We start from the raw sequence: 19,827 nt of genomic DNA on the forward strand, positions 1-19,827 counted from the left end.
CGTCAAGAACCTCGTTATCACTCAGGCGGGAGTGACGAACATCAGCAAACAAACAGAACGTCAGTAATCTGACAAAAAAATCCACTGAGAAGCAGTTCCCAGCGGCAGTAAGGTCCAAAGAGGACGGAGCGAGTGTTAGAGTGTAGTTCTACGTCCAAGCACTTTACCTGCTCGCCGCGCATAAAACGTGGAGAAATAAAGGAGATAATGTAAAAAACCCACTCCGGACACGGGGTTATGTTTCTTAAAATCTTCTACGCTTGGTGTGATCCTTTCCTAATAACACGACCGGAGTGCGTTTGATGAATTTGAATTCGGTGTTTGCCCGCCGTCTGTATCTTTGCTGGTGGCTAGAAAATGAACAAAAACCTAATGTGCCGAAGCTGATGGAAATTACCGGCTGGCCGCGCCGGACCTTACAAGACGTGCTGAAAGCGCTGCCGGGGATGGGCGTTGAACTCGATTTTGTGCAGCAGGGGATCCGCAACAATGACGGGTACTATCAGCTATCGAGCTGGGGACCGCTCGATAAACAATGGGTTGAACGGCACCGCGATGAACTACTCAAGGCGATTTCACAAGGATGACGATAGCGTGGGGAGAATATTCCGGCTAAGATGACGGGCTTCTCTCACCACTTCTGAGCGGGGGCATTGAATGTCATCTCAAGACGATAGTTCTTCAGGTAAGTCATCCAAAATCGAAAACGTCCAAAGCGAGCTGCTGTCGGACAACTGGTACATTCTGCGTAAATTCTCCTACGATCTGATCAAGCGCAATGGCGAACGCCAGCCGCAAACCCGCGAAGTATATGACCGGGGCAACGGCGCGACGATCCTTCTCTACAGCAAAATCAAAAAGACCGTCCTGTTGATCAAACAGTTCCGTATGCCGACCTATGTCAATGGCAATGCCACCGGTATGCTGCTGGAAACCTGCGCGGGTCTGCTGGATAACGATTCGCCAGAAGATTGCATCCGCAAAGAGGCGATCGAAGAGACCGGTTTTGCAGTCGGTAAAGTCGATAAGCTGTTTGAAGCCTACATGTCGCCGGGCAGCGTTACGGAGATCGTCCACTTCTTCGCTGCGCAGTACGATGAGTCCCAGCGTCAGAACGACGGCGGCGGGGTAGAGGACGAAGATATTGATGTCCTCGAAGTGCCGTTCAGCGACGCCCTGGCAATGATAAAAGATGGCCGCATCAAAGACGGCAAAACCATCATGCTGTTGCAGTACGCGCAGATTCAGGGCTGGATGTCGTAACTGCTTTCGAAACGACAACGTGATGAATGACAAAGGCACCCTCGGGTGCCTTTTGTATTTTTTAATGAGGATAAAATGTTTACTGCGCTGCGGCGACCGGGGTACTACCCGCATGACCTTTGATGGCTGACCATGGCAGAACCGACCATTCCGGACCTTCACAGGAACGCTGAACGCGGGCGAATGACGGATCAAAATACAGCCCCTTCGGCGTGAAATACCAAGCCGGGAACTGCCAGATTTCCGGCTGGGAGTAATCACAATCATCATCACTCTCCTCAGTCGGTTTCTTCATTTCCTGCGGATAGGCTTCGGTCAGCTGTTTCACCAGCCACGGAGCCCATTTCTTGTCGCGATACTCAGCGAATGTATCAAAATCCACATCATTTTTGCCGGTTGAGACGCCGTCTTCTGCATTGAGATAATGGAACGGCGCACCTTCGCCTACCCAAACCACATCTTCCAGCGTCAGCGATTCTGCTGTTTTCGCATTCATATTCACCGGCGCTTCGCCAAAGTCAGGATGCGCACCGCCACAGTCGTAGGAGGTGAAAATACTGATGCTGACCACGTCATTGCTCAGGAATTTCGGCGTCACGGTCTGCATATATTCACCCTTGCCGAACCGGCTGGCGCCCAGCATACAGGCATGCCAGCCACTGACTTCCTGCCACAGACGGGCGCGCAGCTTTTGGTTGATCGCGTGCAGTTCGGCTTCCGGATAACCGGAGGCAATTTCAAACAGTGCGATTTTTGATTGCGGCTCAGTCCACCATTGCAACTGATAGCCCATAAAGTTTTCACTTTTACCGGCGGTCAGTTGAAGCCCGGAAAGGCGTAAAAATTCATAAGGTTCAGTGTGGGCGAGGGTGGTCAGCCACGTATCATCCGCCGGTGGGACGGGGATTTGTGCTGGCTGTAGTTTTACCGGCAGCGTTTTACCCTGCGGATTGGTCCAGCTCCCTTGCCAGCCACCTTTTTCATCTTTGGTCAGTGAAAGCTCAGGGCGCGGCGTGTCGTCAAAATCATCCAGCCCTTCCTGAAGTTTGAGTTCCTGGCCGTCCACGGCGCCGTTTAAAGGCAGGTCAAGACGGTATTTTTGATAAAAGTAGCGGCCCGTGACTTCATCGGGTTTATTTAAATCCAGCTCGACAACAATAGCGGTTTTACCCAGCGTGCCGGAATAGACCACCGGCGGCTCTTCCGCCAGCGCAGGCAGTGCCAGCAGGGCTATCAACCAAATCCACAACTTCATCTGTATCTCCCGGAGAAATGAACATCATCCTTTACGCCATTATTTTTTCGTTATTGGCAATGGCGTGCGAAAGCCAGTGTACTGAAAGTTTTGTTACGTCACCATTACGTGATTTCGTAACAGGTGAAAATAATTGTTTGCCTCGAAACGGACAGGGCAAGGTATCTCTTTCTAATTTCGAATAAAAAAATGCTGCTTTGTTAGCAGTCTCCCCGAAGAGGTTACGCTATTATCAGGAAGATAACTTCGAGAAGAGCTGAACCTCAAATGAGCAGATCGATAACCGCCCCTTTATGCCTGCTGGCCGGAGTGCTGGCTTTTAGCGCGCAGGCCGAGCCGATGCAGGCCATGTATAACGACTGGCAGGTAAGCTGCGACAACCTTAACCATTGCGCCGCGCGTAACAGTCAGGACGGGCAGGAGCTGGTGATGAAAATCACCCGCGAAGCCGGGCCGGAAGGCAAATCGACAATCAGTATTGATTACCAGCGCAACAGCGATGAACAAAGCGCCGACGCATCTCTCGCTAACCGGTTGCAGATGAATGGAAAAACGCTCACTTTTAATCACCGGGAATGGGATGTCAGTAAAAAACATCTCTCCACCAGTAACCGTCTGGTGGTCAACGATTTCATCGCCACAATTCGTGAAGGCAGCAACATTCAGCTGGCTGGTAAAGCCGATCCCGCACAACCGGTCAGGCCGATGATTTCGCTCAAAGGCCTGAAGGCCGCCTTGCTGGCCATTGATGACCGGCAGGGCCGTGTTGGCACTAAAACGGCCTGGGCGAACCGCGGCAACAAACCGGTGAGCACTGTGCCGCCAGCCCCGGCGGCATTGGTATTGCCGCGCTTTAGCGAACCGCACGCGCTCTCCGAGGCGGAGATTTCCGCCATTACGCAAAACGCCGCCACCACCATCGAGAACAACGATTGCAGCCTCGATCCTTCCGAACGCGAAGTGCATATTTTCGCCCTCAGTAATGATAAAGCGCTGATGACCGTTAACTGCGACATGGGAGCCTATAACCTGTTCGCCTTGGGGTTCATGGTGTCACGACAGGCTCCTTATAAGATGGAGAACCTGACGCTGAATATGCCGTTCAGACTGGGCGACGATGAACAGTCGCCAGAGCTGATTAACGCAGATTTTGACCCTAAAACCGGCATGCTCTCGACGTACGATAAAGGCCGCGGGATCGGCGACTGCGGTGTATCTTCCCGCTGGATGTTTGACGGTAAAGTGTTCCGGCTGGCGGCGTTCGCCTCGGAGCCAGCCTGTGATGGCTATAGCAGCGGCGGCGAATGGCCGGTGTTGTGGGTCACTCAGAATCCGTAACTTTCTTTAAGTCATAAAAATGCCCTGTAAAGCATGACGCTTTCAGGGCATTTTCTTTTCTGGCTTAAAACGCTGAGAATATTATTCAGCAGACGCTTTAACGACGACCGTGTTGCTGGCAAATTCAACCTGCTGATCGGCTACGATTTTGCAGCGTCTGCGGGTTTCGACTTTACCGTTGACCTTTACCTGGCCTTCGCTAATGACGGATTTCGCGCTACCGCCGCTGTCACACCAGCCCATAAATTTGAGCAGGTCGCAGAGTTCAACGTGCGGGTGCTTTTCGAGAAAAAAAGTTTCCATGTATTCCTGACTTTGTTTGGTACGAATGAATTAAGACTTAGTGGCGCTGATGTCGTGATATTCCTCACACGCCTGCAAGGTGTTTTGAATCAGCGTCGCGACCGTCATCGGGCCAACTCCGCCCGGCACCGGTGTGATAAAGGAAGCGCGCTCAGCGGCGGCATCATATTCCACATCGCCGACAACTTTACCACTTTCCAGACGGTTAATACCGACATCAATGACAATCGCGCCCGGTTTAATCCATTCACCCGGAATAAAGCCCGGTTTACCGACGGCTACCACCACCAGATCGGCGTTTTCGACGTGATGACGAAGATTTTTGGTGAAGCGGTGCGTCACGGTCGTCGTACAACCGGCCAGCAGCAGTTCCATGCTCATCGGTCGGCCCACAATGTTAGATGCGCCAATCACCACCGCATTGAGCCCGAAGGTATCAATGCCATAGCGTTCGAGCAGGGTAACGATGCCACGCGGTGTGCAAGGGCGCAGGGTAGGCGCGCGTTGACACAGTCGACCGACGTTATAAGGATGGAACCCGTCGACGTCTTTATCCGGATGAATACTTTCTAAAACCTTGATGTTATCAATACCTGCCGGCAGCGGAAGCTGGACCAAAATGCCGTCGATTTCGCCGTCGTTATTCAACTGGTCGATGAGCTTGAGCAGTTCGCCTTCCGTAGTGGTGGCCGGCAAATCATACGAACGGGAGATAAACCCGACTTCTTCGCACGAGCGGCGTTTACTGGCGACATAAATCTGTGATGCCGGGTTTTCACCGACCAGCACCACGGCCAGGCCAGGGGCACGTTTACCTTCCGCCAGCCGTTGTTGAACACGCGCTGCAACTTCGTTTCTGACTTGCTGCGCAATCGTTTTACCGTCAATAATCTTTGCTGCCATCAGGGAGTAAATCCATCAATTAATAAATGCAGGGGATACGCCTATTTTGTCAGAAGCGGCGGGCGCTGTCAGGCGTTGAATGCGAATAACTTTCCTGAAGATTCACTGAGACACTCTCCTTAAAAGTGTCTATTTTAGAAACAGGGCTTTTTAAATCATAAGGAAAGGAACCAATGACACGCAAAGTGGGGATTATCGGCGCAGGCCACGTGGGCGCTGACGTTGCATTTTCTTTGGTCACACAAGGTCTGTGCGACGAGATCGTTCTGCTGGATGAAGATGAGAAGAAAGCCGCCAGCCAGGCGCTGGAGCTGCGCGATATGGCGTCGCTCACCGCCTCACGCGTGAAGGTGATCGCCAATGATTACAGCGAGCTGCGCGACGCCAATGTATTGGTGATCGCCGTTGGTCCAAAAACGTTACTCCGTGAAGACCGCCTCGAAGAGGTGGCTGAGACACGCGCCGCAGTGCGTGAAGTCATTCCCCGCGTGATCGGCAGCGGTTTTGGCGGTGTTATCGTCAACATCACCAATCCGTGCGACGTCGTTACTCAGATTATTCAGCAAACCAGCGGTTTCCTGCATTCACAGGTCTTCGGGACCGGCACGTCGCTCGACACCGCGCGCATGAAACGCGTCGTCGGCGAGTTCTTTGATATCGACCCGAAAAGCGTCACCGGTTACGTGATGGGCGAACACGGCGAATCCCAGTTTGTCGCCTGGAGCACTGTCACTCTCGGCGGGCGTCCGGTCGCAGAAGTGGCGGGCAACCGTGACGTCGACTGGGCTAAAATGAACGATGCGGTGCGCGGTGGCGGGTGGGAGATCCTGCAAGGAAAAGGCTGGACCAGCTTCGGTATCGCTACCGCGACGGCACGTCTGGTGGACGCGATTTTGTCCGATGCGCACAGCGTATACCCCGTTTCGGCGTGGGATGAAGGATTGAACGTCTATATCGGCCAGCCAGCGGTGATCGGCAAGCACGGCATCGTGCAGACCCTGCAACCGGAACTGACTGCCTATGAAGGTGTGGCCTACCATGCGTCTGCTCGCGTGATAGCCGCAGCGCTGAAGTCAGAGAAATAAGGTAAACGCCCCATATTCTGCCGCAGGGCAGACCGGAAAGAGTACCAAATTGTTCAGGCATTAAGCAGAGAGTTCGAAAGCCATTGACTCAACCCTGTCTGCCCGTATAATCCGAACCCGCAACGCTCCCGAATCGGGACAGCAATGCGCCCTTAGCTCAGTTGGATAGAGCAACGGCCTTCTAAGCCGTAGGTCACAGGTTCGAGCCCTGTAGGGCGTACCATTTAAAATCAATGAGTTACGCAAACCTCCTCACTAAAAACCACGCCTTACAAAAGTTTATGTAACGGCTGGTGTAAGTAAATTTTCTCAACGGCCATCAACATTAACGTGGCTTAGCTAACATTCCCGGATAGTGCTTAGCGATGATGTCATTCATCCTTTCAATCAGATCCAGGCGTTTAAACGTCAAATGGGCAGTTCCTTTTTGATAGTAAAGAATGCTGAAGAACTCATCTTCGTAAACTTCCTTAGTTGGGCTGTCCCGAATATGCTCCATCAAACGGGTAGATATATCACTACGGTTGTCAGGTATCGGTTTGCCATCAAGTAAAAACAGCATCCGCTCCAAATCTGCCAGTTGATCCCGCCTCCAGCCCCAGTTCAGACTAAATCCCCAGCGGTTATGGGTCACCAGATTGTTAATGATGACCTTCTTACCGAAGCTGCAGGGACTATTGGTTTTAAAATCCCAGCTTAGCCCCTTAAAAACATTGATAATTCCCCGCTCAAATACCTCATCTTTGCTCTGGTGGAGCTGCTCAAAGGTACTGAGTATGTTGGCTTCACTGATGGCAGGGATCTCATCCCCTTCAAGATTTCTGTCCCACCGCTCCCGGGCCTGAGCATCCATAATAGAAAGCATCCCCGATTTCTTCATCAGATCTCGCCATATACCGCGGTCCATATTGCGGGTAATAACTTTCATTGCCGTTTCTGCTTTCTCCATAAGCCAGCAGCCGCAGCGAAAGTCTTGTCGCATTGCCCAGTTTCTTGCCATTCCACCGCCAATTCTGCTGGTGGTTTCCGAGATGCTTTCAAGCTGGCTGATAAGGGATTCAATCTGTGCCAGCGCGCTATCACGTCCGGTGACAATGCGCTCAATGTTGGTCGAGCAGATAAGATCGGTATGGTCGGTTAATACATCGGGTTCTGTCTGCATGATTTTCTTTCTCTATAAAGGATACCACCGCCGGTTAAGGGCGGCGGAGTACAGTATGTGTTGTAGATAGCAACGTTGGGGGAGTAAGGGCGGGTATTTCATGGCTTACCAGTCAAACGTGGTAAATTCCGACAACACGTCGCCGAAGGCATCCAGATGAAGAATGTCGATTGCGTCGGATTGCATCAGTGTGACAACCAAACGGCGACAGGTTTTCGATAATCCCATGCGCTTAAGCCGCAGTACCGGATACTGCCAGGCGCTCAGCCGGAGCAGATAACCGGTGCCGGTAAAGTGTATCCACTCCGCGTTGCCAAACTCCTCCGACTGGTGCGAAGCTTGAAATAACAAGTCGTTGTCACCGTCGGTAATATGGGCCGTGCTGCACCGTATACCGTTAAGGCGGGTCACTGGTGCCTGTGAGTTCGCGGCGTTGATACTCCCCAGCTCGTCAGCAACGTGAAGCACCACCCCATTTTGGTTAACTGCATCAACCAACTTGGCTAATTCAATACCCTCCAACTCAACGGCAATTTTCCCCAAGTTGAGCGCCAGTACGCTGACGCTCTCGGCCTCGACGTTAATAGAGAGCTTCATGAACCGAGCTCTTGAGCATGGGAAACGCCGTTGGTGATATTGCTGACGGCTTTATATCCGCAGCGCGTCATTAACCCTGCGGCTTTTCTGGCACAGAGAATATCGATATGAGTAATAAAAGGTGACTGCTCCTTGACGCTATAACCGGCGCGGTCAGTGCGCACCAGTTCATATTTTTCAACGACAAAATTCAGCGCGTCGGCGAGCGATATACCGGCCTCAATATGTGCCTGAATAACGGCATCGTTGCTAAACGCGGTGTCGTTGAGCGTCAGACCGTAGTGTTGCTCTAAAAGATGGGTGAGCAAGGTCTGCCAGACGGCAATTGGTGACAGGCAGGGTTGAGCCGCCTGCGCGGCAGGGACAGGTAATATTGGCATAGGGTTATCTCGCGGTAGGTAAGGATAATGGGTGAGTGAAGCAGTACGGCGTGCAAAGATAAGAAACGGTCGCGTTACACCGCCGGTGTCGGATAAAGGGCAATATAGACATAGCCGTGTGAGCCGAGCGTATCGGCTTCGCAGGTCAGGCCGCAATGGTGTAGCGTCACACAGCGTTGGTGGCGGGGACAGAGTTCACCGGAAATCAGCATCCGCTCGAGCTGGTCGATAAAGTACGGGAAGGTATTTTCTAGTGTAAGCGCCTGCGCTTCACCAAACGCCCCGCAGATACCGGCACGGTCAGCCAGATAGTGCAGCCGGTTGCCCTCCTGTACCAGACGAGCGCCTAAGCGCGGTATGATGTTACTGTTCAGTCCCCATTGCGGCGCATCAGGTGATGGTTTCATCTCCATTCCCCTATAACCAGCCGCGTTCGGCAAACGATATCGATTCGCCGTGACCAATGACGACATGGTCCAGCACCTTGATATCCATAAGCGAAAGCGCGTTTATCAGCGTGTTGGTGATGGTGCGGTCCGCATGGCTCGGTTCAGCCATGCCCGACGGATGGTTGTGCGCGAATATCACCGCCGCAGCGTTATGAGAGAGTGCAGCTTTCACGATTTCTCGCGGATAGACCGACGTGGCGTTGATGGTGCCCTGCGAGCTGATTTCACTGGTGATTAGCCGGTGCTGATTATCCAGATACAGCACCATAAAAACCTCGCGTTCGAGTTGCTCCAGTTGCAAACGCAGGTACTGAAGCGTCTCCACACTAGAATTAAAACTAATGGGCTTCTGCTTCATCTGTTTTTCAAGCAGAGTTAGCGCCATTTGGATCACGCGCCGGTGGGATGGGTATTGCATAGCTCACTCCAATGAAAGAGAAACCGCTAATCCGACTTTCGATATGGCTAATGGCTGCTGAAAAAGAAAAACCTCTGTCGCATAAGCGGCAGGGGTTAATAAAAGAATGGGTTAATAATTCGGCGTTCTTTATCGGTAATAAATTTCAGTACATTCCCCCTCTTGTGGAAGTACCTTTTGGGCATTTTTCAGGTTGACCTGATAACTGCTTACCTTCTTATCATTGATGTAAACATCGAAACTCTGAGCCTTCGCAATATCGCCAATGAACGATACCCATGCATTATCGGCATTTCGCCACCCTAGAGAGGGTGGGATCCAATACTGCTGGTCACTTATTACAACAACAATATTAGGATCTTGATCCCCAGGATATACAGTCGTGCCATTGGCTAACGTGACGGCTACACCATGCTCAAGTATTCCATCCTTGTCGGGATTGTCGGTGCAGTAGATCGTGAAGGCAACATTATCCGTGCTGGTGATTGTGTATTCCGCATTGCCCTGCCCGAAGCCGCTACTCCACATATTGGGAATAGCCAGAGCAGGAGATGAGAGTAAGCAAAGTGATGCAGATAAAACGTATTGTCGCATGATCATCTATTCGTCCTTATTTTCTACAATCCTGATTTGAAAGCACCCGATAGTCGAGATGGCGTCAACAATTCCCTTTCTTTCGGCATAGCTCATTGAGCGTCTCTTTTGCTACCCATTGTTTAAGCAGCCTGTCGTCAGATGATTCTTTGGCTTTTATCTCAGCCAGTTGCTTTTTATTGATGCACTTATCGGCAATCGTCGTTAAAATTTTTGGCGCAACTTGGAGCGAGTGAACGTAGCTATTTCTCGTGCAATGGATAGATTAGTGATCGTCGGGGCCGCACGCATGTGGCGAGAACGGCATCAAACTTCAGCACTGGGTCGTGTATTAGCCTACATCGAACAACATCGTGATAGTGAAAACTTCAATTTAGTGCAGGCACTAGCCATTGTGGATGAACAGAAATGATTACATTAGAAGAGAAAAAATTAAGAGAAATCCTTGCGATTGACGAGATTACTTTCGCAATTCCTGCACAAAGTTTTGCTATCGAATGTTCAATAAGTGCTGAAGAGGCATTACCTGTTGTCACTGAGTTTGCACTTCGCATTGCTTATGTTTGTGGCATATTGAGTCCAGCACAAGTTCAAGAATTTTTTGGTTTCACGAAGAAAGAAACAGATGCTGTAATACAAACTTTACTTGGTGAGCGCCTCATTAAATGGAATGAGGATGAGCAGTTAGAATTAACGTCTTACGCATTAACTCGCTTTCAAGACAGTTCTGACCATTTGCCACGATTCTTTAAAATTCAAGAATGGAGCTCTGAAGTTGTTTTTGACCTAATAAGTTTTAGTCCTGCAGGACGACCTAATAGATTAAGAAGGCTAAATTCATTTGTAGAACTAGCAACACGAAATATTGAGCGACAATCAAGAACTATTCAGTACGCAGAACAAGCATTCCAAGAGAACTTTCATAATATTTGTAAAAAAGATAAAGCCGAGATTTATAAAATTAGTGCTGTCGATGCTGGTGAGCGTTTTAGTATTCCATTATCCTGTGTATTCCATCTAGACTTAGAAGGGCAGGTTAATGTTCGTCGTGATATCGATGATGAAGTTTTTAGTAGTCGACTTGAAATATCAGAGGCTATTACTGATGCCCTTTCCAATCAAGAACGCCCACAAAATGATAGTTTTGAAGAATTTATCCATAGATTTAATTACTCATTGCTCAGGCGTTATATTTTGAATGATGCTTTTGACCTGCGCCGTTATGTTCAGGATGTTCATTTATCTCGGATTTTTGGTTATGAAAATAAAGAAGTCACCCCATTACTGGGTGCATTTCACTTACAAAATAATGCTGATTTAATCATATCAAAAATTGGTGAGGAAATGTTGAAAGCAGAAGAGTTAGTAACAAAGGAAAGCAGTAGCCCTGATTCACAAGGAGGAGGTGATAAAAAGATAAATGAGGAACTTACTTCAGATCACTCGGTCATTCAAAATGGTTTATGGCTTGCTCCTCAATTATCTCTTTGGGCTAGAACCCGTGGTGCTAAAGAGCTTGTACAAAAAATTGACCGTTTGTTGGAGTCGAGGAGTAGCAAAAAAAGTACATATCCCGCTGGTGTCTATGTGATGATCAGCGGTCGAAATCAGATAGCTAAAGAACGTACTTTTAAATATAGAGATCAGTTTCAAAGTTTATTCAATGCAGACATATGTCTCATGGATGGTAAATTAGAGTTATTATTAATGCCCGGCCTAATGGTTTGTGCCCTATTTCACCTTCATTTGGAGCATCAACCTGTCAGTGTACCAATAGGTTTTATCTCATCTAATGCTGAACATTTAAATTCGGCAAGTATATTATTATCTGAAGCAACACGCTCAAAGTTAATATCGGCCCCTGTGGTTAATAATAATGATGATATTTCTATAGTACAGCAAGGGCTGCAGAATTTACTTGACCAGATAACTCAGATATAATCATTTGAAAGCTGATAGGGTAAGTTTTTATCTAATGGTAATGCGTGATAGCTATTCTAAAATACACTCTCGGAATTTAAATTCTGGCCTATTCCTTAAGGGATGAGCCAGTTTAAACTTAAATACGAGGGCTTTCGTCTGGGACAAGGAGAACTGTATCAACTATATCTAAAAAATAAATTGATGAGTTTATGATAAATACGTATATTCAGCCTACCTATTTATTCAATGAGTGACAACACAAAAAATATAACTACTTATTTTTTGTGAAAAACTGACTTGTCTGTCACTTACGACTGCGCCAAAAATTCCTTTCACTCTTTTTGTAAATTTTACTTTCAATCTTGGTCAGGTAATCCAGGCTCACAGACAGCATGCCGTAATTATAGATATGACTGAGTGATTAGGTATCCAGAACATATTTGCAATCCTCCGTGAAGTGGAACTGTAAGTATCCCACCGAACCGAGCTTTGGCTATAATTTGCAGTTTTGCGGTAACACCCAGTAACTACCTTCGCAAACCGATATAATGCCCCTCCCGATGAAAGTCACCTAAGTTACCCGATAGAAAATTTTTAATTGATGTAAATCAATGAAATATCGATCAGCTAGTGATGCAACGAAAACATAAATTTTCCCAACATAAATCACCATTAGCTACATCATGATCAGTCATACATAGCAAGTATTGTTAATTTTTTAGTCACTTCACTCATTAATATTTAGAAGAAAAATCCTAGAAAATTCATTTCCTCAACATATAGATCTAAAAATTTGATCTTGGTGCTAATATTGCTCTAATATCGCGATGTTGAAACGTAGTGCCTGCCTCGTCATTCATCATGCAAACGATCTGTCTGGGAGTTTTTGGGCGCACTTTATCCAGGCTATGGTTTGATATTCTTTGAAATTATCACGTTCCATGGGCCAATGAACTGACAGAGTACGGCACTCACCAGGACGGTAGCCTTTGCATTCTTCAGACAACGACATTACAGCACAAGCCTTTGATACCCTGATGCAGGATACCTGGCTGCTGGCCCTTGCCATCAGAAACGGCAAGCCTCCGGCGGTTGACGATGGTTTGTATCAGCACTGCCTTGGTATGATCCAGCTTGTAGAAGATAAGCTGGTCTCTTCCGGTGCCTCTGAACGGCTCGCTGAAGAAATCAAATTTGCCCACTGTATATTTGTGGATGAAGCAATAATGTCCCAGCCGGATACGGATGTGTCCACCTGGTGGAACCGCACGCCGCTGCAGGGCCATTTTCTGGGTAACATTCATGGCGGCGATCTTTTCTACGAACACATCAAAAAGCTGTTGCGTGAGTCTGCTCCCTCCCTTGTATTAGTCACCTGTTATTACCGCATGCTGTTATTGGGGTACCGGGGGAAATACCGCGTAGAAGATCATCCCGAACGCCAGGCGCTGATGAACCAGCTACGTCAACGCCTTCCTGCCCCTGAGAGCAAAATCAATAGCCCCGTTTTTATCCGACGTTCCCGTCCAGATATCCGCTTCTGGCGGCGCTCACCGTGGATAATGCGGGGAGTAGCATTGCTGTTAATTGTGGCTGTTACCTGTGGCGCAAGCGTTCATCTGCATTACTTACTCGGACAGTGGTACACACGGGGCTGAAACACCGATAACCAGGGAGAGGGTCAGACATGAGTGAAAATAATTTCAGTCTTCAGGGCGGGAAAATCCCGGTTTATAACCACTACCAGCTAAACGTGGCGGAACTGCACAAGCAGCGCCCTGATATCCAGCTGTCGGTATTGCGTTTCAGCGGCGAGGAAGCCCTCAGTACGCCGTGGCGTTACACCATTGAACTGACCAGTGCGACCCCGGACATTCCGGCTGACATTCTGATAAATACCACGGCACAGTTTCTTATGTACCCGGACGGTCAGCCCTGGCAGGCCGTTACCCCTCGCGTACTGCGTGGCGTTATTACTTCTTTTCAACAGTGCGAAAGTTCTGCCGATATCACCCGCTATGTCGTGGTGCTGGAGCCGAGGCTGGCGCTACTGCAAAACAGCCTGACCTATGCGGTTTATCAGAATAAAAGTGTTATCGGTGCCGTCGAAGATATTCTCAAACGTTGGGAATTCTCCAGCCTCGATTATCGCTACCAGCTCAGCACACAATATCCGGTACGTGACTTTTATATCTCCTATGCAGAAAGCGATTTGGCCTTTATTCAACGTCATCTGGCGCGTGTCGGCGTGTTCTATTACTTTGCCTGGGATGAAGAAAATCACCGTGATGTGCTGGTCCTTGGTGACTCTGGCTATGCTTTTATTGATGGACCGTCTATTGCGTTCCGCAACCCGTCAGGTTTGTTTGACGGTGGCCTTGAATCCCTGTGGGGTATCTCGGTAAATCGCCATTCGGTAGCAGGACAGACCCGCGTCAATGATGAGTATTATCGCCAGGCACAAAACGACATGCAGGCGAATGCCGACACTGACCTCGATAAACCGGCACTGACGGGTGAACTCTACCGTTACGGTGAGCACTATCTGGAACAAGGTAAAGAGGCCAGAGAACAGCCGGAAGAAGGCCGCTGGTTCGTCAAACGTCGCCGCGAGCGCCTTATCAGCGAACAGGTGATTTTTGAGGGTAAGTCGAACGGCATGGATATCCGTCCGGGAATGATCATCAAACCCGAGGGGAAATCCTGGGAAGATGCCCCCGACGGCCTGTTAGTGGTCTCCACTTCTTCATCTCGGGTATCCCGTGACACGGCTTATACCATCAGCTTTACTGCCATCCCTAACCGCCAGCATATTTCATATCGCCCCCCGTTGCTGGAACGCCCCACCATTGCCGGTACGCTGCTGGCACGCGTCACCAGCCCGGTCGAAAACGCGCAGTACGCTGAGCTGGATGTCACTGGCCGCTATCGGGTTCGCTTCCAGTTTGACCTGAACACCGCCTGGCAACCGGGCTTTGAAAGCGTCCCGGTGCGCCTTGCCAAACCTTACGCCGGTAATGTCTACGGCTGGCACTTCCCGCTGATAGCGGGAACCCAGGTGATGATCGCCTTCACCAACGGTGACCCGGACCGGCCTTATATCCTCTGTGCCATGCACGACTCCCGCCATGAAGACCACGTTAATCTCTATAACTATCAACGTAATGTGCTCAGAACGCCTTCAAATAACAAACTGAGATTTGAGGATAAGCGAGGTTATGAGCACGTAAAATTATCGACTGAATTCGGCGGTAAGAGCCAGCTGTCACTCGGTCATATCGTGGACAGCTCGCGTAACAAGCGCGGTGAAGGGTTTGAACTGCGCACTGACAGCACGGGTACGCTACGCGCCGGTAAAGGGCTTTACCTGACCGCCGATGCACAAGCTACCGCCACCGGACAGGTGCTGGACATGACCCCGGCCATCAGCCTGGTCAAAGGTGCGGTGAACCAGATAGATGAATGGCGCACCATCACCCAGTCACACAACAATCTGCAACCCGATGCCACCCATCTGAAAGCCTATCTTACGGCTGCCGACCAACTGAAATCCCCGGCGATGTTGCTCAGTGCACCGGACGGTATCGGGGTGGTCAGCCCGCAGTCCATCTTACTGAACAGCGGAAAAACGCTACACCTGCAAAGTCAGGATGAAACCAGCATTGCCAGCGCCCAGCGTATCTCAGTAAACGCCAGCCAGACTATTTCGATGCTGGCACAGCAGGAAGGAATGCGGCTGGTATCCGGTAAAGGGCCGCTCACCCTCGAATCACACGGCGACATCATGGCGCTCACGGGCCTGAAAGATGTCACCGTGCAGTCCACTCAGGGCCAGCTTCACCTCTCGGCGAAGAACGGCATTGTGCTGGGTTGCGGTGGCGGAACCATCAGCATTTCACCGCAGGGTGATATCAGCATTCATACCCCCGGCAAAATGAGCCTGAAGGGGCAGCACGTCTGGGACGCGCCTGCCAGTGTCGATACACCGTTGCCGGAACTGCCGAAATCGGTGTGTAAAGACTGCCTGAAGCGGGCGCAGGAAGAAGCGGCGGCCTTTGCGCCGCGTGGATAAGGACATGGACATGACGACCGATATCGGCACGGCGTGGATAAAGCAGGCCGAAGCACTCTGTACCGCAGCCGGACAGGACTATGTTGACGTGTTGGTGGACCAGGCCGGAACCGAACAGCCCCTGCAGAATGCGCTGCGCCAGCTTTCGCCCGCCATCCGCTGGTTTGCGCTGTTTGACGACACACCCGAAGCCGGAACAACCGAATACTCACCGATACTGATGCGACTGCATTTTCCCGTCAGTAATCACCGCGGCTGGCTTGAGCAACTGGTCGAACATTTTGCTAATACACCACGCCTCACGCTGCTGATTTCACCATTGAGCTTCGATTTGCTATGTCGCCACCTGCAGGCGCTGTCGCAGGTTCACTGGGAAGAACAGACCGGGTTGCTGCGTTACTACGACAACCGGATATTTGCGCCGCTGTTCGAGCACGTTCTGACGCCACAGCAACAGGCTGCGTTTACGGATATCGCCCTGTTCTGGAGCTGGCGAAATCGTGATGGTGACCCCACATGGAAAGCCGGAACCTGGACACCGGAACGGGTACTTGCCGATGAACCCGAAATGAGTCGGGTGGATGATGCGCAGGTTGAGATGATGGGATGTATTAGTGATGCAGAAGCATTCAGGAAGGAACTGCCATCCCCGGACATGACGCGGGAAGCGGACTTTGCCCGCTGTATGGCGCTGGTTATGCGGGCAAATGAAGCGGGCTATCTCGGCAGTTTGCTGGATTTTAAGGAATAACGAGGGAGTGATGATGAAGATAAAAATAAGCTTTATCAATGGACTGATACTCGCAGTAGCGATGTTGCTCTCTGGTTGCTCACATGCCAGTGATGATGGTTATACCGCTGGTGATCTACGAGGTTTTAATCACATGGCCGACAGTGGCGTTAACTCGTTCTCGGTCAATGGCTACGGTGGAACACTGACGGGTAATTCGTGCTGCATCATGCTTCCTAATGAATGGACGCCGGGATTGAAAGCACATATTGAGTGGGAAGTTGATCCTCATACAGCGCCCCTTCCCCCTGGTTACGAGGATTGGGATAACTATCTGATTTGGGAAAAGAAACTGAAAAGTAGTTTCCAACAGCACAGCACTATTGTTGATATCCCCCAATACGGCAAAGAACGCTGTGGTTTAACGGTGCACTTCCTGCCTTGTGACCAGGTAAAAGTCACAACGGTTTGTTCAGGATACGGTACGCCGAATTACCCGATCAAAGAGCCCCTTAACATGAAGGAGCCTGCATCATGTCCGGCTTAAGATTTGTTTTTCTGCTGTTTGTTTTTTTTGCATCTGGTTGTTCACATGCAAGTGACGATGATTATACCGCAGGGGATTTACGCGCTGTTAACCATGTTGATGGTATTGGAATCAATGGTTTTTCTGTAAACGGATACCATGTGCCAGGGCTGGGCGGTGGTTATTGCTGCATTCAACTTCCCAACAAATGGACGCCGGGTCTGAAAGCACATATTGAATGGGAAGTTGACCCTCATACAGCGCCCCTTCCCCCTGGTTACGAGGATTGGGATAACTATCTGATTTGGGAAAAGAAACTGAAAAGTAGTTTCCAACAGCACAGCACTATTGTCGATATCCCTCAGTATGGCAAAGAACGCTGTGGTTTAACCGTGCATTTCTTACCTTGTGACCAGGTAAAAGTCACAACGGTTTGTTCAGGATACGGTACGCCGAATTACCCAATCAAAGAGCCTCTTAACATGAAGGAGCCTGCGTCATGTCCGGTGAAATGAGTTTAGCCAATCCTTGTTGGGCACCGCCATTATTTCCGAAGGCCGGTCGCCTGCCTCTTACGGAAGCGCAGGTCAATGCCAACTATAAAAAGCAAATACAGGAAGAGCAGGATTACAAAACCCGCTTAGGCAAACAGTCAGGGAAAAAGGTCGGTTTTGTATGTTGTCGTAGCCTGCATATCAGCCTGTTTTTTGACGGGACTGGCAACAATGAACATAACGATACAAGTAGTGATCCTACGCATCCCACTAATATTGCAAAACTTTATCACGCTACATATCAGGATGCTGAGAGAGACGGCTATTTTCGCTATTATATTCCCGGTGTTGGCACCCCTTTCCCTAAAATTGGCGAAATGGATTACAGTAATGATGGTCTGGCATTTGCGGCTGGTGGAGAAGATCGTATTAACTGGGCGTTGTTAAGGCTGGTCGATGCCCTGAGCTATGTGATCACCAAAGGGGCTAAGCGTCTTGATGATGGTGTCGCCAAAGGAATGTTACCGGACATGCGTGCCCATGCACCGTTCTCGGGTGAAGTGAACCGTCGTAATGCCATCAACCCCTTATTAAAGGCTCTGGAAAGCCAGGCCAAACAGAGCCAGCAGCCCCATCTGTTGGGGGTTAAGCTGTTCATTTATGGTTTTTCACGCGGAGCCGCTGAAGCTCGGACCTTTATCAACTGGCTGACGCAACTGCCAGCCCCCAATAAATCTGGCGGAAACCAACCACTCACTCTGGCCGGACTACCTGTCAGTATTGAATTTGCTGGCCTGCTGGATACAGTGGCCTCCGTGGGTGCTGCCCATATATTGCCCGGAGCCGCAGGGCATATGGGGTGGGCGGATAATACCCAACCTCTGCCTGATGAAACTAAATTCCCTGGGTTAATTAAATGCTGCCGTCATTTTGTCGCGGCGCATGAACAGCGGCTGTGTTTCCCGCTGGATTCTATTCGCAGGGCTGACGATGGTAGTTATCCGTCTTATTCGAATGAGGTTATTTATCCCGGCATGCATTCTGATATCGGGGGCGGTTACCCGGCTGGCGATCAGGGAAAATCCCTTAACGGCGCAGGGGAAGTATTATCTCAAATAGTATTACATGACCTATATTCAGCTGCGTTTGAGGCTGGTTCGCCTTTATCAGTCCATCCTTCTTCGCTCACCGAATTAATAAAAGACATTTCACCATCACGTGTAATGTCGGGTAATTCAGTTACTGAGTTTGCAATTGCTCCTGTAGTCACCAAACGCTTCAACCTCTGGCGTCAAACCCTGCTTAACACAACCTTGCAGGGCACTGGAGAAACCGCAGAGAGCCAGAATGGCTATCGCGCATATCAACTTTCTCAAACCCTCGAAAGCGCCGTTATCGATCAGGTGGGTTGGATCACCGCCTGGCGCATTGGTCGCTATGCTCATGGCAGCATGCTTCCTCAGGGGCCCATGTTTGCCAACAGTTTCTTCAATAAAGCTCCACAGTTAAACGCTCAAGAGCTGAAAGACGAGAAAGATGCCCATAAAGAAGCCGTAAGGAAACTCGCCATCCGCCGTGCCGAAGCGAAAAAAGCGCGCAAACCGCCGGATGAGAGCTTACAGGGCAAACCCGATCTCGACCCAACCAACGCGCAGTACCAGTTGCGCGAAGCTGCCCGTGAGTTCCAGCACGACTATAAAGAGTGGGTGCGAGACATCAACGGAGATATCTTCTGGGATAAAACAATCCAGATTGCGCTGGACGTTATTCCCAAGCATGCGGTGTTTCTGATTAACGGCGATGATGACCAGGCCGAATATAAAGAAATGAAAGCGGACGGTGACAGGCTTTATCCGCAGTTATTTATCGACAGTCTGGGCACCGGTATCCGAACTCAACCCCGCGCTGAACTGCTGGCATTCTACGATGAGCAAGTCCACGATTCCCGCGCCTGGTTTATGCAAAGTGCACTCGGTGGGCGTGAGCCATGGGGCGGTTACTTCCGCTATCGCATGATTTACTGTGGCAATAAGGCCAACAAAAAGCTGCAGTTGATTTCAGTGGAAGGCAAAGTGGTCGGGGCTGCGCCAACCTCTAATAAGGTTATCTATCTGGTGGAACCGAAAACGGCGTATGCCCCTGAAGTCCATAAAGTCAAAGACCTGGCAAACGGCGTCACACAAAAACTCACCGCCGACGTGCAGTCTCTACCGGGTACGGAGCCGGGCCTTACAGTGGCCCAAAATCGCTCTGCTACCATCAGCAGCAACCATCAGGCTATGATGTCATCGTCGCTGGAGATGCTCAAAGCCTCCGGGGCCAACATCGTATGAGC

The 19,827-nt window shown here is 50.0% G+C and carries 20 protein-coding genes, 1 tRNA gene and 1 pseudogene; 13 read left to right on the forward strand and 9 right to left on the reverse strand.

The window, feature by feature from the left end; all coding sequences use genetic code 11:
• Positions 1-302 precede the first annotated feature (302 nt).
• Both GE278_05905 and nudK read left to right on the forward strand, forming a co-directional pair.
• Entirely contained in the window at positions 303-587 is a 285-nt protein-coding gene (locus tag GE278_05905; GenBank protein ID QLK60334.1) for a helix-turn-helix domain-containing protein, read from the forward strand.
• Positions 588-657: 70 nt separating this feature from the next.
• Positions 658-1,263, forward strand: coding sequence for a GDP-mannose pyrophosphatase NudK (gene nudK, locus GE278_05910; GenBank protein QLK60335.1), 606 nt, complete (start codon positions 658-660; stop codon positions 1,261-1,263).
• 79 nt (positions 1,264-1,342) lie between these two features.
• Here nudK and GE278_05915 read toward each other — a convergent pair whose 3' ends face one another.
• Positions 1,343-2,518 carry a hypothetical protein gene (locus GE278_05915; protein ID QLK60336.1) on the reverse strand — a complete coding sequence of 392 codons (1,176 nt, stop codon included), beginning with the start codon at positions 2,516-2,518 and terminating at the stop codon, positions 1,343-1,345.
• Between the two features lie 267 nt (positions 2,519-2,785).
• Between GE278_05915 and GE278_05920 the strand changes: the two genes are divergently transcribed.
• Complete coding sequence (locus GE278_05920; GenBank protein QLK60337.1) at positions 2,786-3,856, forward strand: DUF1176 domain-containing protein; 1,071 nt, start codon at positions 2,786-2,788, stop codon at positions 3,854-3,856.
• A gap of 81 nt (positions 3,857-3,937) precedes the next feature.
• On the opposite strand, the gene ybcJ is transcribed toward GE278_05920, so the two are convergent.
• Positions 3,938-4,159 (reverse strand): ribosome-associated protein YbcJ, encoded by a 222-nt coding sequence (gene ybcJ / locus GE278_05925; GenBank protein ID QLK60338.1) that lies wholly within the window; start codon positions 4,157-4,159, stop codon positions 3,938-3,940.
• Between the two features lie 30 nt (positions 4,160-4,189).
• Complete coding sequence (gene folD, locus GE278_05930) at positions 4,190-5,062, reverse strand: bifunctional methylenetetrahydrofolate dehydrogenase/methenyltetrahydrofolate cyclohydrolase FolD (protein QLK60339.1); 873 nt, start codon at positions 5,060-5,062, stop codon at positions 4,190-4,192.
• Positions 5,063-5,235: 173 nt separating this feature from the next.
• On the opposite strand from folD, the gene GE278_05935 reads away from it, so the two are divergent.
• On the forward strand, positions 5,236-6,147 hold the full coding sequence (locus GE278_05935; protein ID QLK60340.1) for an L-lactate dehydrogenase: 912 nt from the start codon (positions 5,236-5,238) through the stop codon (positions 6,145-6,147).
• Positions 6,148-6,293: 146 nt separating this feature from the next.
• Positions 6,294-6,370 (forward strand) — tRNA-Arg (locus GE278_05940).
• Positions 6,371-6,472: 102 nt separating this feature from the next.
• Here the strand turns inward: GE278_05940 and GE278_05945 are convergent.
• From GE278_05945 to GE278_05970, 6 genes are all read right to left on the reverse strand, one after another.
• The gene (locus GE278_05945; protein ID QLK60341.1) at positions 6,473-7,309 is read right to left on the reverse strand and encodes a DUF4942 domain-containing protein; all 837 of its coding nucleotides are present in this window, start codon (positions 7,307-7,309) and stop codon (positions 6,473-6,475) included.
• 105 nt (positions 7,310-7,414) lie between these two features.
• Positions 7,415-7,906, reverse strand: a complete 492-nt coding sequence (locus GE278_05950; GenBank protein ID QLK60342.1) for a hypothetical protein — start codon at positions 7,904-7,906, stop codon at positions 7,415-7,417.
• Positions 7,903-8,286 (reverse strand): toxin, encoded by a 384-nt coding sequence (locus GE278_05955; protein QLK60343.1) that lies wholly within the window; start codon positions 8,284-8,286, stop codon positions 7,903-7,905. The genes GE278_05950 and GE278_05955 overlap by 4 nt, the downstream gene beginning before the upstream one ends.
• A 74-nt stretch (positions 8,287-8,360) precedes the next feature.
• Positions 8,361-8,699: a type IV toxin-antitoxin system YeeU family antitoxin gene (locus GE278_05960; GenBank protein ID QLK60344.1), complete on the reverse strand. Its 339-nt coding sequence runs from the start codon at positions 8,697-8,699 to the stop codon at positions 8,361-8,363.
• 4 nt (positions 8,700-8,703) lie between these two features.
• On the reverse strand, positions 8,704-9,153 hold the full coding sequence (radC, locus tag GE278_05965; GenBank protein ID QLK60345.1) for a DNA repair protein RadC: 450 nt from the start codon (positions 9,151-9,153) through the stop codon (positions 8,704-8,706).
• A gap of 129 nt (positions 9,154-9,282) precedes the next feature.
• Entirely contained in the window at positions 9,283-9,747 is a 465-nt protein-coding gene (locus tag GE278_05970; protein QLK63213.1) for a hypothetical protein, read from the reverse strand.
• 226 nt (positions 9,748-9,973) lie between these two features.
• Between GE278_05970 and GE278_05975 the strand changes: the two are divergent.
• From GE278_05975 to GE278_06010, 8 genes and pseudogenes are all read left to right on the forward strand, one after another.
• Positions 9,974-10,159 (forward strand): annotated as a pseudogene (locus tag GE278_05975) (hypothetical protein).
• Entirely contained in the window at positions 10,156-11,688 is a 1,533-nt protein-coding gene (locus GE278_05980; protein ID QLK60346.1) for a hypothetical protein, read from the forward strand. The pseudogene GE278_05975 and the gene GE278_05980 overlap by 4 nt, the downstream one beginning before the upstream one ends.
• 971 nt (positions 11,689-12,659) lie before the next feature.
• Positions 12,660-13,328 (forward strand): DotU family type IV/VI secretion system protein, encoded by a 669-nt coding sequence (locus GE278_05985; GenBank protein QLK60347.1) that lies wholly within the window; start codon positions 12,660-12,662, stop codon positions 13,326-13,328.
• A 29-nt stretch (positions 13,329-13,357) separates the two neighbouring features.
• Positions 13,358-15,742 (forward strand): type VI secretion system tip protein VgrG, encoded by a 2,385-nt coding sequence (gene vgrG / locus GE278_05990; protein QLK60348.1) that lies wholly within the window; start codon positions 13,358-13,360, stop codon positions 15,740-15,742.
• 10 nt (positions 15,743-15,752) lie between these two features.
• Positions 15,753-16,493, forward strand: coding sequence for a DUF4123 domain-containing protein (locus tag GE278_05995; GenBank protein QLK60349.1), 741 nt, complete (start codon positions 15,753-15,755; stop codon positions 16,491-16,493).
• 13 nt (positions 16,494-16,506) lie between these two features.
• A complete protein-coding gene (locus tag GE278_06000; GenBank protein QLK63214.1) occupies positions 16,507-17,019 on the forward strand; it encodes a DUF3304 domain-containing protein in 513 nt (170 codons plus the stop codon).
• Positions 17,007-17,513 (forward strand): DUF3304 domain-containing protein, encoded by a 507-nt coding sequence (locus GE278_06005; GenBank protein QLK60350.1) that lies wholly within the window; start codon positions 17,007-17,009, stop codon positions 17,511-17,513. Before GE278_06000 ends, GE278_06005 begins: the two co-directional genes overlap by 13 nt.
• Positions 17,498-19,825 carry a DUF2235 domain-containing protein gene (locus GE278_06010; protein QLK60351.1) on the forward strand — a complete coding sequence of 776 codons (2,328 nt, stop codon included), beginning with the start codon at positions 17,498-17,500 and terminating at the stop codon, positions 19,823-19,825. Before GE278_06005 ends, GE278_06010 begins: the two co-directional genes overlap by 16 nt.
• Positions 19,826-19,827: the final 2 nt, after the last annotated feature.

The organism is Enterobacteriaceae bacterium Kacie_13, assembly GCA_013457415.1.
Lineage (GTDB): Bacteria > Pseudomonadota > Gammaproteobacteria > Enterobacterales > Enterobacteriaceae > Rahnella.